At 49.9% G+C, this 13,555-nt stretch carries 14 protein-coding genes; 10 read left to right on the plus strand and 4 right to left on the minus strand.

Going from position 1 to position 13,555, the window contains the following annotated elements:
• The first annotated feature begins 8 nt into the window (after positions 1-8).
• From IQ256_RS04875 to IQ256_RS04900, 6 genes are all read left to right on the plus strand, one after another.
• Complete coding sequence (locus IQ256_RS04875; RefSeq protein WP_193854435.1) at positions 9-647, plus strand: hypothetical protein; 639 nt, start codon at positions 9-11, stop codon at positions 645-647.
• Positions 648-754: 107 nt separating this feature from the next.
• Positions 755-3,007, plus strand: coding sequence for a M23 family metallopeptidase (locus tag IQ256_RS04880; RefSeq protein WP_193854436.1), 2,253 nt, complete (start codon positions 755-757; stop codon positions 3,005-3,007).
• On the plus strand, positions 2,997-3,431 hold the full coding sequence (locus IQ256_RS04885; protein ID WP_193854437.1) for a hypothetical protein: 435 nt from the start codon (positions 2,997-2,999) through the stop codon (positions 3,429-3,431). Before IQ256_RS04880 ends, IQ256_RS04885 begins: the two co-directional genes overlap by 11 nt.
• Positions 3,424-3,924 carry a hypothetical protein gene (locus IQ256_RS04890; protein WP_193854438.1) on the plus strand — a complete coding sequence of 167 codons (501 nt, stop codon included), beginning with the start codon at positions 3,424-3,426 and terminating at the stop codon, positions 3,922-3,924. Before IQ256_RS04885 ends, IQ256_RS04890 begins: the two co-directional genes overlap by 8 nt.
• A gap of 17 nt (positions 3,925-3,941) precedes the next feature.
• The gene (locus tag IQ256_RS30290; protein ID WP_193854439.1) at positions 3,942-5,738 is read left to right on the plus strand and encodes a type IV secretion system DNA-binding domain-containing protein; all 1,797 of its coding nucleotides are present in this window, start codon (positions 3,942-3,944) and stop codon (positions 5,736-5,738) included.
• A gap of 11 nt (positions 5,739-5,749) precedes the next feature.
• The gene (locus IQ256_RS04900) at positions 5,750-7,144 is read left to right on the plus strand and encodes a hypothetical protein (RefSeq protein ID WP_193854440.1); all 1,395 of its coding nucleotides are present in this window, start codon (positions 5,750-5,752) and stop codon (positions 7,142-7,144) included.
• A gap of 116 nt (positions 7,145-7,260) precedes the next feature.
• Here IQ256_RS04900 and IQ256_RS04905 read toward each other — a convergent pair whose 3' ends face one another.
• From IQ256_RS04905 to IQ256_RS29440, 4 genes are all read right to left on the minus strand, one after another.
• Positions 7,261-7,689, minus strand: coding sequence for an HNH endonuclease (locus IQ256_RS04905; RefSeq protein ID WP_193854441.1), 429 nt, complete (start codon positions 7,687-7,689; stop codon positions 7,261-7,263).
• Entirely contained in the window at positions 7,682-8,056 is a 375-nt protein-coding gene (locus IQ256_RS04910; protein ID WP_193854442.1) for an STAS/SEC14 domain-containing protein, read from the minus strand. Before IQ256_RS04910 ends, IQ256_RS04905 begins: the two co-directional genes overlap by 8 nt.
• A 344-nt stretch (positions 8,057-8,400) precedes the next feature.
• Entirely contained in the window at positions 8,401-10,185 is a 1,785-nt protein-coding gene (gene mobV, locus IQ256_RS04915; RefSeq protein ID WP_193854443.1) for a MobV family relaxase, read from the minus strand.
• A 113-nt stretch (positions 10,186-10,298) separates the two neighbouring features.
• Positions 10,299-10,508 (minus strand): hypothetical protein, encoded by a 210-nt coding sequence (locus IQ256_RS29440; protein WP_228024583.1) that lies wholly within the window; start codon positions 10,506-10,508, stop codon positions 10,299-10,301.
• A 48-nt stretch (positions 10,509-10,556) separates the two neighbouring features.
• Between IQ256_RS29440 and IQ256_RS04920 the strand changes: the two genes are divergently transcribed.
• From IQ256_RS04920 to IQ256_RS04935, 4 genes are all read left to right on the plus strand, one after another.
• Positions 10,557-11,081 (plus strand): hypothetical protein, encoded by a 525-nt coding sequence (locus IQ256_RS04920; RefSeq protein WP_193854444.1) that lies wholly within the window; start codon positions 10,557-10,559, stop codon positions 11,079-11,081.
• The gene (locus IQ256_RS04925; RefSeq protein WP_193854445.1) at positions 11,078-11,944 is read left to right on the plus strand and encodes a hypothetical protein; all 867 of its coding nucleotides are present in this window, start codon (positions 11,078-11,080) and stop codon (positions 11,942-11,944) included. Before IQ256_RS04920 ends, IQ256_RS04925 begins: the two co-directional genes overlap by 4 nt.
• The gene (locus IQ256_RS04930; RefSeq protein ID WP_193854446.1) at positions 11,941-12,522 is read left to right on the plus strand and encodes a DUF6753 family protein; all 582 of its coding nucleotides are present in this window, start codon (positions 11,941-11,943) and stop codon (positions 12,520-12,522) included. The genes IQ256_RS04925 and IQ256_RS04930 overlap by 4 nt, the downstream gene beginning before the upstream one ends.
• 197 nt (positions 12,523-12,719) lie before the next feature.
• Positions 12,720-13,544 carry a DUF2887 domain-containing protein gene (locus tag IQ256_RS04935; protein WP_193854447.1) on the plus strand — a complete coding sequence of 275 codons (825 nt, stop codon included), beginning with the start codon at positions 12,720-12,722 and terminating at the stop codon, positions 13,542-13,544.
• Positions 13,545-13,555: the final 11 nt, after the last annotated feature.

Consider the following 13,555-nt stretch of genomic DNA (forward strand, 5'->3'; position numbering starts at 1 on the left):
GATTCATCATGAGACTAAAACAATTAGAACGAGCTGCGTTTGCGGCTGCTTTTGTTCTGCTACTACCAACAGCCGCAAACGCAGCCTGCACTCGCGGCCCTAACGTTGTTATTAATCGCGGACATGGCGCTTCGATCTCGTTTGATGAGCCTGTCTATCAGGCAAAGGTCTTCGATATCTCTAAGCTGATGTTGGAAGAGATTCCGGCGCAGGGAACGCAGACTTTAATTCTGACTGAGGTTGAAGCATCACAGTTTCCAGGAATGCCGCAGACACCTACAACTTCACTGCTCGCGAACACAGCGGACGGCTGCTACGTCTTCAACGTGTCATTTGGCAATCAACCCGTTCACAACACCATCAGCGCTATACCTGAAGCCAACCCTGAACTTGCTCAGATTGCTTTGTTACCGGATGGAGATGATATCGACATTGCTGCACTGCGCACTGAATATGACGCAGCTATAGAGCAGCATGGCACTGGCAACAGCTTTCTCCAGCGAGTAGAGCAGTTCCTTGCGCTCGTAGACGGCGGCACAGGTCAACGGCTCGCCGCTCAGCAAGCAGGTGTTGACTGGTCGCACCTGACCAAGCTATCGGGCCAGCCCGACTTCAGCAATCTACTAAACAACAGTTTCGACATTTAGATGGCAAGCGATCGCCTTTTTGTTTGATGAAACGCATACTCTGCCTCCTTCTATCCTTCATAGCCTGCCTCTGTCTGTGGACTTCACCGGCACTGGCTCAAGAAGTCTTGCCTGAAGTCACGGATAGCTTAGAAGCTGAAGTCCTCCGGCTCTCTTTTGACGACTTGCCCGCTTTCGAGAGCGGAGGCTTCATGCTGGGCTATCGAGACACTATCTTTCAGATAGAAGGACAGGAAGGCGTTGACAGCTACGACCAGCAGATCGAAGGCTACCAGCCCCCCTACGATCCAGCTAGGGAATGGATAGCCGGTCAGTTCCCTAGCGAAGTCATCAAGATGGGCGATCTGATGTATTCCGGTGCAGGCATTGAGCAGCTAACAATGGATGACATTGGGCAGCTCACCGGCATCGACATTGAGAACTTTCAGCTTGCTGACGTGCCCTTCTTACAGGACTTCACGCTGAGCGACCTAGTTGGCGATGTCCCTTTCCTTGGTGACTATGCACTGGCTGACATCCCTAACTTAGCTGACAAAATCGGCGGCACGAGTTCAGAGGACATGCTCTCTCAATACCTCGCTGACAATCCTGACATTGCTCAGATGACCGTTGGTGATAGCGAACTTGGCTCGCTGCAAGTCTCGGACGTGCCGAACCTCGGTGCGACCAAGATGGGAGAAATGCCAGAGATCGGTGGCGATGTTGTTGCAAACGTACCGGGCCTTTCCGCTGCGCAGTTCGGCAGTTTTCCTGGCCTAGAAATGGTTGGCGGGCTGATCCCAATTGCCAAGCAAGACATCTCGTTTGGTGCGAAGGAGTACTCGGGTGGCAAAGCTACGCCCAAGCCTGTCAGCGGCGGCACGAACGGGAAAGAGGGCTGGGAGCCGATTGGATGCGTTGGGGGTTGCGCTCACATCGAGCTATACGACTCCGATATCTCTCCTATCAAAGGCGCTTGGGCTGGGTCTAATTGGATGACGAACAAGCATCGGGTAAAGGACGGTTTTGGAATTTTGGGAGCAGTATTTAACGAAGCAGGTGCTTACCGTGTTCCGTTCGGGCCGACCTTCGCGCTACAGGTTAGAAACACTGATGAAGCAACTGGTTCCGCTGATTGGGGAATCGCTTTCAGAGTATGTAAACGTGGTTTCATTGATTTGGGCTGTACGGCCTATTTTATGGAGGTTCCGCTTCCCATAACAACGCATGAAGGTGCAACTATTCTGACAGGGGTAAAAGACGGTCTGGGTGGCTCAACTCAACCGATTAAAGCCCCGGATGGCTGGGAAGATCTTAGGCCAGAGACGCCTCAAGAAGTCCAGGCTTTAATCGGTGCCAACACGCCTAGAGGCAGCAGAGGTAGCTTTGGGCTATGTGGGGAAGGCCCAGGCGGTGTTAATTTTCAGTCACTGGCAGCTGCTTTTTCTAGCATCGAGGGCAATTACAATTCTGTTGGTGCATACACAGCAGGGGGACGTGGCCTGGGCAGATATCAGTACATGACCTACCGAGAGGATGTCAAAGCCTCGATTATGCAAAAACCAGGTGGTGAAGCGTTCCTAAGAAAAGCCGCTGCGGGCGCAACCGTTTCTCAGGCAGAGGTAGACGAGTATTTTCCAGCAGCCGATCAAGATGCCATCTTCAAGGCCGATCAGACTCGCAATATTGAGCAGGCGATGAGCGAAGGGTTTACAGGAAGCCGAATAATCGAACGCTTAGGTCAGATCCATTTCGGTGGGCCTGATGCACCCATTGACGGCGGCTGGTCTGACACGCATGGGAGGCTGACTCTGAAGACCTACGGGGAAGAGCTGACGGAGACTTATCAAGCCGTTGAGAGTTCAACAGAATCTAGTACAAAGTGTTCTGCCCCTACGCCGGTAGAACCACTTCAAACGCATGTTACGGGCACCTTGAGTGCCCAAGAGTATGGAGCAGCTCGCCCTGGCGGACGCTCCCATGCTGGGCAAGACTTTGACTTAGGCCCCAACGATACCTTTCAGTCATACGTAGGCGGTCAGGTCGTTAGGGTTGGCTACGATGAGGGCGGTTACTACAACTATGTGGATATCTATAATCCAGAGCTAGATATTGTTGAACGAGTTGCTGAACTGGATAACGTACTGGTACAGGAGGGGGCCACCATTCAGGCAGGTCAGGTCATTGGGCAAGGCACACAAACAACTGGCGTTGTTCACTTGGAATACCGCCCTCCTGTAAACGAGCAAAACCAGGGAGGTTTTGGATATCAAGGAACCTACGATCCAGTTGAATATTTAGAGAATCTTGGTGTCTTAGAAAGACAGGGCATTCAGATGATACCTGTAGAACATACAAAAGGAGATGGTCATGATCATTAAAAAGATGAGTCTAGTTGTTTCATGGTTTTTATTAGGCTTAGGACTTTCTGTTCTGATAGGAACGGCTTCCTACGCTCAGGACACAGGACTTGGCTATTCGGAAGCTCCCTTTGCACTAATAGAAAATGCAACCGAGGCAATAGGAGATACGCCTCTAGCAGCTATTCAGGCGGCATCAGCCGATAAAGAAGAGATTACTGAAGAGACTTCAGTAGAGCAAGGCGATTATGCTTTCTCTACTGTGACATTCAACTATATCGGCGTTAGCGCCATTACAAAGCAAGTTAATGACGACTGGCAATTTATATGTAGAGCCGGTGGCTTAATGCAACCGGAAGAACTTACAGAAAGATGCGGTGTTCCGGCTGCTACTGCTGAGGCACTCTACACAAATTTCCTTGAGGCACTGTCCAGCAATGAATAAAAGTAGGTTACTGATTTCTCTAGTCGTCGCGATTGCCGGATTGGGTTTGACCATAGGCTTTGTTTCTTATCGTGCAGTTGCTGTGACCGCTAACAATCAGTTATGGCAACCGCTTTCTGAGATAGTGACCCCAGAGAAACTTTCTGAAATCGTGGCTGAGAATACAGCGCCAAGTGCCGATCAAGATGCGATCGCCCAATCAGCACTCGGCTACGAACAAAACGACCTACTCCTGGTAGATTTCAACACGCCTACTCTATGTGGCGCTGGTGGTTGCGCATTAGCGGGCTACCAAACATCTACAGAAGAAAGGGTTCTAACTGTTTACGTAGAACGAATCAGTGCTGATGCACCGATTGTAGAAGTGATCGACCAGCCGGGGCTTGAACTACCTTGTTTACTGGTTCCACCAGCACCCGATGACAACAGCATCTTCCAAGAAACAGGCAAAGACACACTATGCTACCGGGACGGGTCGTGGGCAATTCAATAAGCCAATACGCTATAGGCGTGCAATCCCCTTCAGAGTTCGTTGAGACTGCCATTAACGAGCATCCGATAGCTTCTGGGGCCACTTTGATGCTGATGATGGCTGCGGTTGGTGCGTTAGGCTTCGTCCGCATCAGCATGGCTCCCCAGAAGCAAAAGCTCGGCACGGGCCGCTTCGCTACTAGAGCGGAGAAAAAGAGAGCTAAACAACTTGCTAGCAAGCAAAATGAGGCAGGCGGACTAGAAATGTCCATCCAGCTAGGCGATGTCGCGATTCCCTTTGCCAATGAGTCTGTATTGTTTGTCGGCGCACCTGGCTCAGGTAAATCTGCAACCATTGGAGATCCTGGCCTGATGGAAGTTATTAAACGCGGTCAGCCTGCGATTATCTTCGATGCCAAAGGTAGTAGACAAGACTCTATCACTCGTCGGTTTGCACCCATTGCTGCGCGAGAAGGCTATGGTGTTGGCGTTATCGCTCCTGGCAAGAATTACTCCGACTGTCTTAACCCGCACGACTTTATCCGTTCGCCAACAGATGCTTCCAGGTCGCTACAGCTCGCTAATATTCTTGAAAAGAATACGGCTGGCTTTAATCCTAATAAGTCAGGCAAGGGGGACTTCTTTCAACGAACCGGCATCGGCATCGTACAGGCTAGCATCATGCTCAGTAAGCTACTGGCACAGTCAGATCTGATGACCGTCAGCGAGATCATAAACCAGCCTAATTTAATTGGCCGTCTCAAAGTACTAATGGGAAACGATACCGCGCCGACCTGGACAGTCAAACAATTTGGGCAATTGATGGCTTCCGAGGAAAGCGAGAAACAGCTCGTCGGCATGATCGTGACGGCACAGAGTATCTTTGATCGCTTTATCACTGCCGATCTCGTACCGTCCTTCTGCGGGCCTTCTACCATACCGCTGAAAATGGATGGCAAGCAAATCCTGTTCTTGCAGGTAGATGAAGAAACTCAAGATGCGGTTCTACCCCTCATTGCCGCCCAGATAGAGCTGCTGATCGCTCACAATTTCTCCGAGCCGCGCAAGAATATTCTGGCACTATTTCTAGACGAGCTGCCGCTGCTATATCTGCCAAAGATTGCACAGTATGTAAACCTATTACGCTCGGCGGGTCTAGTTGCGTTTCTTGGCGTACAGTCACTCTCTCAGTTGAGAGAAACTTATGGCAAAGAGATGGCTAGCTCTATCATGAGCGGTTGCAGAAATACTCTGTACTTCAACCCTAACAATGTCGATACGGCCAAGGAAGTTTCAGCCCGGATTGGTGAGTGCGATCGCCTGCACCATACCTGGAGCCGCAGCGGTGCGCTCTTGATGAAGCCAACGCGCACCCAGCATCGGCAGAAAGTACCGCTAGTGACGCCCGATGAGATTAACCGCTTCGGTAAAGGTAAGTTCGTGATGTTCGCCCCTGGCTATCAGAACCAAGACGGAACACAGGCGGCAATCCCAGTACTGGCCCGACCAAAGCTGAATCAAGTCCAGATAGACGAACAGACCACAGCAGGTCACATCTGGGATAAGAAGAGCAAGCTGCGCCTAGTAGCACTGAGAGAGAACGATCCTACCTACATCAGCGACCCAGACCAGGCCCTAGCTGAGCGTAGAACGGCAGTAGATAATCTCTTACCGAAAGCGCCTGATGAGGGCAAAGATGAGCCTCAAGAAGAGACCGAAACGACAGCAGAGGAACGGGCGACGGAGGCACCAGCACCAGTTGATACCCATGCATCTGTAGAGCAACCAGATACGACGCAAGACGCGATCGCCATGATAGCCGCATTAAAAAAGTAGGAGAGTGACCTGTGAGCGACCATAAATCTGTTCAAGAAACTGAATCTACCGCTGCGGGCAAAGTTTCTGAGGCACTCGAAGCCACGCGCCGCTTACTCATGCAACAGCGTGGAGAAGACACTCCAAAAAACGGCTCTGAAGCCAAGCTGCGTGAGAGTTTTCAGAAAGCCTATCAAGAGAATGGCGTAGATGAGCCAACGGCAGCAGCGGCGGCTAGAGATGCGGCGCTTGGCTTAGGCTCGAAAGACAGTCCTGCAATGGCTAAAGCTGAAGATATGGCGGTCGCTGGAGCACAAGCACAGGCTAAGGAATATCGCCAGGTCACCGAGAAAGCCGCAGACCCCGAAGCACCTGAAGCGGAAAGACAACAGGCAACCGCTCGCAGAAGAGAGATAGAGCAGAATCTAGGCATCCGCAATCAGCCGATTGAAGTTAAAGCGCAAACTATCAATAGCCTAGACCCTCAGCAAACAGCTCAGAACCAGCAGGCTGAAACGAATCCCCTTTCTGTCAAACGAAAAGCACTCTCACCTGAGCAAGCAGAACTCAAAACAGATTATCAGGAAAAGTTGGAAAAAGGCGGTGTTTTACCGCAGACTGCCGAACCCGCTAGCTACGACATGGCAACTGGTAGAGGGGCTAAAGACAGTCGATATGTCGCAGCCGCGCAGCAGGAGCTACAGCGCCACCAGATACTAAAGAATATGTATCAGGGGATTTACGAAAAGCACGGTGTCTCGCCCGAAGTAGCGGCAACTGCTGCTGACCAACTAGCGAGAGGCAGCGGCGCAAACCGTTCGCCTGAGGTAAGGAAAGCTCACGAACAGGCACTAAACAATATCAATTATGCGCAACAGGTTTCCGCTAGGCAATCTAGCCAACCTACCCGGTCATCGAAGAACGTCTCAAAGGAAACTACCGCTGCCCAACCAGCATTAGGCAGACAAACAAGCCAAAAAACAGCGATTAAAGACAGACAACAGATATCTCAGCAGCAGACATCCGCCGATAAGATATGGGCTAAGTTCAGTCCCGGTGAGAACGGTGTATTTCAGGCAATGGCAAAGGGCAATGCAGCCATGCAGAGGCTGAGCGATCAGTCAGTGGCCAAAGATGCGCTCTTAGCAGGCCATGAGCCTCTCAACATTCAAAAGGCGATCGCACAAAACAGCGCCCATGCAAAAACGTTGGAACATCCCCGAGACTATGCTAGAACCACTGTAAAGAAGGCAGAAGCATCGCCAGAAGTCAAAGAGAAACAGGCACAAGATGAGAAGCGGGCTGCAACGCTAAAGGCAAGGCCCAGCCGGAAAGAGGCACAGAAAAGCCAGGTCAATTCGCCTATTCAAACCAGAAATAAGCCTCGGCAAAAGGCGAAGGGTAAGGATCGAGGAATGAGCTATTAATCTTTATCTTCAGCATCTTTTTCCAAGCAATACCCCAAACTCGAAGTAGCACTGGCGATCGACCCTTCCCATAGGTTGAGGGCAGTGCGACAATGGATGCAGGAAAAGAGACCGCACTATAAATCAGGAGGATGCTCATTCATTACAGTTAATACACGTCGCATGTTTACAACGCTATCTCGATTAGTCTGTAGCTGAGCAATCGTTGCTCGCCCAGTGGGTGTTAGCCCTATCATTCGGGTCGCGTCACTGTTCCATGCGAAGTGTTCCGCCCAGGCCATTCTCCTTGGATGAAAGAGAGGAACTATCAAACTTGTAGCTGGATCGGGCGCTTCAGTTTTTGTATATTTGCAGTTGTTGCAAGTTTGGCAGGACAGAGCTAAATTCTCTGATAACGTCTGCCCTCCTTGGCTAACTGGTTTGATATGCTCCATCACCAATGAGTCAATTGCATACTTTGCTTGACTGCAACAGTATTCACATATCCCATTCGCCCGTCCGATGACTAAGCGCTTCAGAGCAACTGGAACGTATTGACTAGACATAGCTAGCAGGTGCAAGACCTAGCTGTGACATAAGTTCTGATAAGGAAACTTGACGTAATTGGGCGAGGGTTGCCAGAGCCTCTAATCTCTCAGCGCTCAGCTGCTCAATTTGCTTGCTCAATTCAATCAACTGGCTATGTTCTTGACTGGTCAGTGATTCCTCTTCGCGTTTCGTTCTTAAGCGCTGATATTGTTCCTGCAAGGTTGCTGGAATAGCTTGGTTGATTTTGGCAAGTAGTTGAGCTTCTTCGACTGAAAGCACACTTGCTTTACGTTGAGTGCGTAGGGTTACTACCTGCTGTAGAAAGCGGTTCAGGTCGGATTCATTCAGTTGGTTGGCGGCTTTGATAAGTTCGTCAACACTCATAAGGAACTCCGGCGTTTCAAAGTATTTTTAAGACCTACATTTTTGAGACCTACTGAGTATTTTAGCTTAACTTCTGTGCCCAGTTAGATTGCGACTTCACAAATGTACGATCGCCTCTGAGCTAAGCGCAATCGTTAGTTTCAAAGGTACGCAGAGCGGCTAAATTGACTGCGCGTACAGTGCTGAGGAAGCGCCTCTTTGACGCTCTTCTAATTATGGCATTTGTTTCCGCTCATAAATCTGACCCTTATCATAAGAGTCCTGCGCTCCGCTATTTCGTGTACTTGTGCCCACCATGTCTAAATCAGCGGGAAATCGCCAACTGATTGAGCGTTGGAACGGTTTTACATACCCATGCCCTGGTCTTTTGTCTTATCTTTGCTCGGCAATCGCTGCATCTTCTGCTCTCTACTTTTGTCTGACGATGACTGTTTCAGTCCTTCTCGTAGCTGGTCTATCTCGGCTTTGAGCTGCGATTGGTGCAATTCTGTTGGCTGCTCATTCGTCGCCCAGGGAATCACTTTGTATATAGCCTCAGCTACACCGTCACCGTTGCCATAGCGACGTAGGGCAATTGATACCTGGCTGACACCTCTGCTTTGCTCCAATGGCGCTCTATGCCCGCCTATCGACTGATACTGATTTCGTTGCTTTGGCTGCGCTGTTCGTTCCATTGTCAGCTTAGCTAATGCCTCTGTCGGACTATCCGTAATCACTATCCGGTCAGGCCGTTCCAGCAGATGATTGTCAGGATGAATAACATAGAACGCTGCTGCGTCATCGCTGTTTTCTATCCGCCTAAATTCACCATCAGCATCACGTTTAACCGCACCGGCTGCATCGCCCGCAGCATTACGCTCAATAAACACGGCGTTGCCCTCGGCATCAGCGTAAACTAACCCTTCATCATGCAGCTGGTCGATCAGACGGCTCGGTAAGTACGTTTGCTTTAGCAACCCACCTCGTACCGCTGGCCACTGCGTCTTTGACTGAACGGGTGAAATGAATCTCTGCGCTTCTACTTCAGCAGCTGTCATAGTTACCTGTTCAATAGCCGCCGCTCGCGCTGCCCCTGACCCTAACTGATGCTCTAGCCACAACAGGGCTTCTGGCAAACTACAGGCTTTCAGACGCATCACTAGGTCAATAGCACCTTGCCCCTTATCAACTTCACCGGCAATGCGAAACTGCGGCCCGTCTATCACCACTGAGTGCGCTGAGCTGTACCAGCGATTTGCGTCAAACTCACTCGGCTGCATATCCAATTTCAGCGCTACTTCTGGCAGTGAAATGACTCTTAGTTCATTACTTCTATCAACCAGCTTCTGTAGCTGAGCTATCTGCTGTTGTTGAGCCGCTAGCTTACGCTTTAACTGATGGTTTTCCTCTGATAGCGCTAGCGCTGTTTTCTCATACTCGTTACGCCGCTGCATTTGCCGCTGGCTATCGGCTGCGATCGCTCTTAGCTCATCTACGGACAAGTTTGAATAATCAGCCTGATTTACGCTTTTGTAGTAGTCCTGTATTTTCTCGTGCTGCACCCTGCTACCACGAATACCACGCGACAAACCTAACGGCTGCATCGCTTCAGCATAGCTGTCTTGTAGCGCTGCTAACTTCTCTCGACCACCAATGTAGTTCTTGGCATTTATATGACCCTTCTCATTCAACGGCACTATCACTGCATGGATATGCGGTGTCGATTCATCTCGATGAAACGTAGCGCGGATCAGGTTATCGCCATATACATCTTTTAGCCACTGTGCGCTTAACTGTTCCCACGCTTCCAGCTTATCCATTTGCCACTCACCAGCAGCACCTGGGTTATCAGGTCTAAAGTATTCCGGCGATGCGCTCAGTGTCATCTCAAATGCCAGCACTGCTGAATGTTTTGGATCGGCGCTAGTTCGGATCTTTTTGCCGCCATTATCACCAATTTGTTCCCAGACTAAATCTACGAGCGATTTACCGTTGTTGCCCACAAAGCACTCGTTACTAGCTGACTTACTGATATCAGCGTTAGGAGTCTCTCTTTCTCGCTCATTATGCTTATCGCAAGCAGCAATTTGTCCGCTTGACTTGAAACGTTTTCCGACTCTTGCAAATGCGTACGAAGCAGCGTTACTCATCGTTGATAAATATTTTTCCTGATACGGCGTCAGTATTGTGTAAAAGAGAACGTTGATATACGTAGAGACATGAAACTCATAGCACGGGCAGAAACGAAAAAAATCAGAAAGGTCTAGGCGGTGTACCTTTTTCTATGCCGCCCGCCAAGAGCCGCGTCAGGGATGGCAGCGGAATCAGGTGTGGTTCCGAGTGGATGAAAGAGGTTGGCGAGCAGGGGCTGAGGCACGAAGACACTGCCGAGGCTAGCGATTTCCCACGAGCGGCCCGCCTGATTGGTAGCGAACAGCCCGCCCCGTGAGGCAATCTCTGCGACTAGGAGCAACTGAACAATTAGGGGGACGCCCAGCAGCGTAAACCGGAGAGTGAAAATATGGCAAAGAGCAAAAGTAAACGCACTACCATTACTAGAGAAGCAGCAGATAAATTTAGCCGCAAGTTAGAACAACTTCCTCCGAAGAAGAAAACGGAGCTAACGCCTAAAGAACTTATCTTTGAGAACTCACAGCAGTTCGATAGCTTGCTAGAGAGGAATTACGAGTATGACGATCTAGTCGATCTTCTAAAGGAAGACGGCATTCAGATCAGCAAAGCTACGCTACGGCAGTACCTGAGTGAGGCCAGAAAGTCTAGAAATAACCAGGACGAAGCGACGGCAGACAAAGGGCATCTACAGACATCTGCAAATCAGGCAGGCAATCTAACACAGGAACCAGAAGACAAATCAGGAAAAGTTACGCAGCAGCAAGTCTCAAAAAGAGAGTCGGCACTAACGCCTGAGAAAGAAGCTACGCCAAAGCGAAAAAAGATAGGCAAGAGCAGGCTGCAATCTGATGAAAATCCAACCCGCTATCCAGGCGATCTTGGCAACCCTATCGAAATGGCATCTGATCTATGAGTAAGCAATCTACTGACCAGAAAAGTATTCAATCCAAAGAAAAGAGCACAGGCGATCGCCCGCTTGAAGTAGGCAATCTTGCGTCTGAAGTAAGACCTGATAATGAAGTGATCGCCCAACCGGTAGCAAAGCCAGAGATAGAGCCGCTTATCTTGTGGGTCAGCGGCGGGAAAGGTGGTGTAGGAAAGACGACAACTGCCAGAATTCTGACAGACCTGCTCACCGACCAAACCGATTATATCTACGGCTACGACTGCGACCCGATCAATCCTCAGTTCAAGCGGTTCTATAACGCTGAGTATTTGCCGATAACAAGCGCTGATACCAAGACAGCAGACATCGCGGTAGAAGCCCTAGCCGAACGCATCGAAGCCAAAGGACATGACTACATCATCATCGACTCTCCCGCTGGCGAGATCGACATGCTCAGCCAGCTAGAAGAACGCTTCGCCTTTGTCAGCAATCTGAAAAATATAGGGGCTAGACTCACGCGCGTAATGGTCATGAGCACCACCTTAGAAAGTGTCAATTTACTCGAACATGCATTGAGCGATGCGCAAGGATTACCCGTCGCTCACGTCGCCATTAGAAACCTGCACTTTGGCGGGCCGCATTACTTCGATGCGTACAACCGCTCGCCGGTTAAAACTGAGCTGGAAAGGCAAGGCGGGATGACCATAGATTTTCCTGAGCTAGGTGCGATCGCCACCGACAGCATTGATAAACAAAGCCTGACCTATAGCGATGCGATAGAAAAAGAAAGTGGCTTGCCCACAATGCGCCGCTCAATGGTTTTCCAATGGCGCGAGAAATGTCGCAAAGCTTTTGCTGAAGCTGAACATTTATTGGGGGTAACCGAATGAACGATAGCTCGCTAGACCAACTACTCAAGGGGCGATCTCAAACGTTTAGAGATACCGTCCGCGCCCTCGTGCAGCGGTATAACATCGACGAGAATGACCCAACGTTTATTCTGCTAGCAGGCACCTCAACACTGGAGGTCATTCTAGAGAGATACCCACAGGAACTAGAGACGCTCTTTGGCCAGCTCCTTTCTCAGCTAGATAACCGCTGGGGAGTACTGCAATCAGAGTGGGCGAGTGCTGCTGAAAAAGGACTCGTTGCCACCCAACAGCTTACGTTGGCTATAGAAAGCGTTAAGCAGGTATCTAAAGAGGAACAGGAAACCATCAGGGCACAAGCGGGCACCCAGGCAAAGTTGCTGACGAGGGCTTATCAAGAGCAGAGCGATCAGCTTAGGGCCGAGGCTGAGCAGTTGGCTGGAAGAGCGATCGCCAGTGCCCAGGTAACGGCAGCTAAGCAAGTAGAGGACATATCGAAGAAGCTGCGATCGGCTTATCAATTACAAGCGGCTGGCATTGCCTTTCTGGGAGCAGCGGTGCTACTGGTGACAGGCTGGACGCTCGGGCGATTTGGGTAGCGGTTCAAAAGCAGAATCAGCTAGTTCAGGTACACTACCAAGGTTAACCTGACCGGCTTCAAACGATAAAACCAAGAATAGCTGAGGATTTACCTCGACGCAAAGCGTGAGACCTGTAGCTCTCACGCTGATATGCACCAACCAAAAAGCGAGTAAATGTCTGATAAAATCTAGTCGTACTAATAATGTACTAGCGTATGCGCAGAGACTCGATTTTTTATTATCTATTCAGCCAAGCGCCTGGGCTTTTGTCTGAACTTGTCCCTGACCCACCGGCTAATGCCGACGCCTATCGCTTCGACTCTGTGGCAGTTAAAGAACCCAGGTTCGAGATCGATGGCGTGTTTCTGCCGCCCGAAGGAAATCCAGGAATCGTTTTTTTCGTGGAAGTGCAATTTCAAAGGGACGAGCGGCTTTACGAGCGCATTTTTGCTGAAGTGATGCTCTACTTCTATCGCAATCGGGAAAGCTTCACGAATTGGCAGGTCATTGTTATCTATCCCTCGCGTAGTACAGAGCAAAGCGATCTGCTGCCACATAGTAGCTTCCTAAACGGAGGGCAGGTGCATCGCATATACCTGGACGAGCTAGGAGATATAAATCAGTTGCCTCTATGGGTTGGCTTGATGGTACTCACCACTGTGGACGAATCTCAAGCACCACAAGAAGCCAGAGAATTGCTAAGTCGGGCGCAGGCAGTACCGACCGCTGAGAGCCGTGTCATTATAGATATGGTCGTAACCATAATTTCGTATCGTTTTGGGCAAATTACTCGCCAGGAAGTAGAAAGAATGTTGGATATTACTCTTGAAGAAACTAAGTTATACCAGGGTATAAAGGCAGAAGGAGAAGTAGATGTCATCTTACGTCAGTTGAGAAAGCGTTTTGGCAATTTGTCAGAGGATATTCAGTCGTCAATTTCGGCGCTGCCGTTGACATCACTAGAAGAACTGAGTGAAGCATTGCTCGATTTTTTAGATGCTTCTGAAGTGCAGAACTGGCTGGCAGAGCATTCTGATTAGTTCGAGCAATA

The sequence above is a fragment of the cf. Phormidesmis sp. LEGE 11477 genome (assembly GCF_015207105.1).
Taxonomy (GTDB): domain Bacteria; phylum Cyanobacteriota; class Cyanobacteriia; order Phormidesmidales; family Phormidesmidaceae; genus Phormidesmis.

Excerpts from the sequence above, each read along its gene's own strand:
- mobV (WP_193854443.1), bottom strand. The coding sequence starts at position 10,185 with ATGAGTAACGCTGCTTCGTACGCATTTGCAAGAGTCGGAAAACGTTTC.
- IQ256_RS04890 (WP_193854438.1), top strand. The coding sequence starts at position 3,424 with ATGAATAAAAGTAGGTTACTGATTTCTCTAGTCGTCGCGATTGCCGGA.
- IQ256_RS04885 (WP_193854437.1), top strand. The coding sequence starts at position 2,997 with ATGATCATTAAAAAGATGAGTCTAGTTGTTTCATGGTTTTTATTAGGC.
- IQ256_RS04920 (WP_193854444.1), top strand. The coding sequence starts at position 10,557 with ATGGCAAAGAGCAAAAGTAAACGCACTACCATTACTAGAGAAGCAGCA.
- IQ256_RS04910 (WP_193854442.1), bottom strand. The coding sequence starts at position 8,056 with ATGAGTGTTGACGAACTTATCAAAGCCGCCAACCAACTGAATGAATCC.
- IQ256_RS04935 (WP_193854447.1), top strand. The coding sequence starts at position 12,720 with ATGCGCAGAGACTCGATTTTTTATTATCTATTCAGCCAAGCGCCTGGG.
- IQ256_RS04930 (WP_193854446.1), top strand. The coding sequence starts at position 11,941 with ATGAACGATAGCTCGCTAGACCAACTACTCAAGGGGCGATCTCAAACG.
- IQ256_RS04905 (WP_193854441.1), bottom strand. The coding sequence starts at position 7,689 with ATGTCTAGTCAATACGTTCCAGTTGCTCTGAAGCGCTTAGTCATCGGA.
- IQ256_RS04875 (WP_193854435.1), top strand. The coding sequence starts at position 9 with ATGAGACTAAAACAATTAGAACGAGCTGCGTTTGCGGCTGCTTTTGTT.
- IQ256_RS04925 (WP_193854445.1), top strand. The coding sequence starts at position 11,078 with ATGAGTAAGCAATCTACTGACCAGAAAAGTATTCAATCCAAAGAAAAG.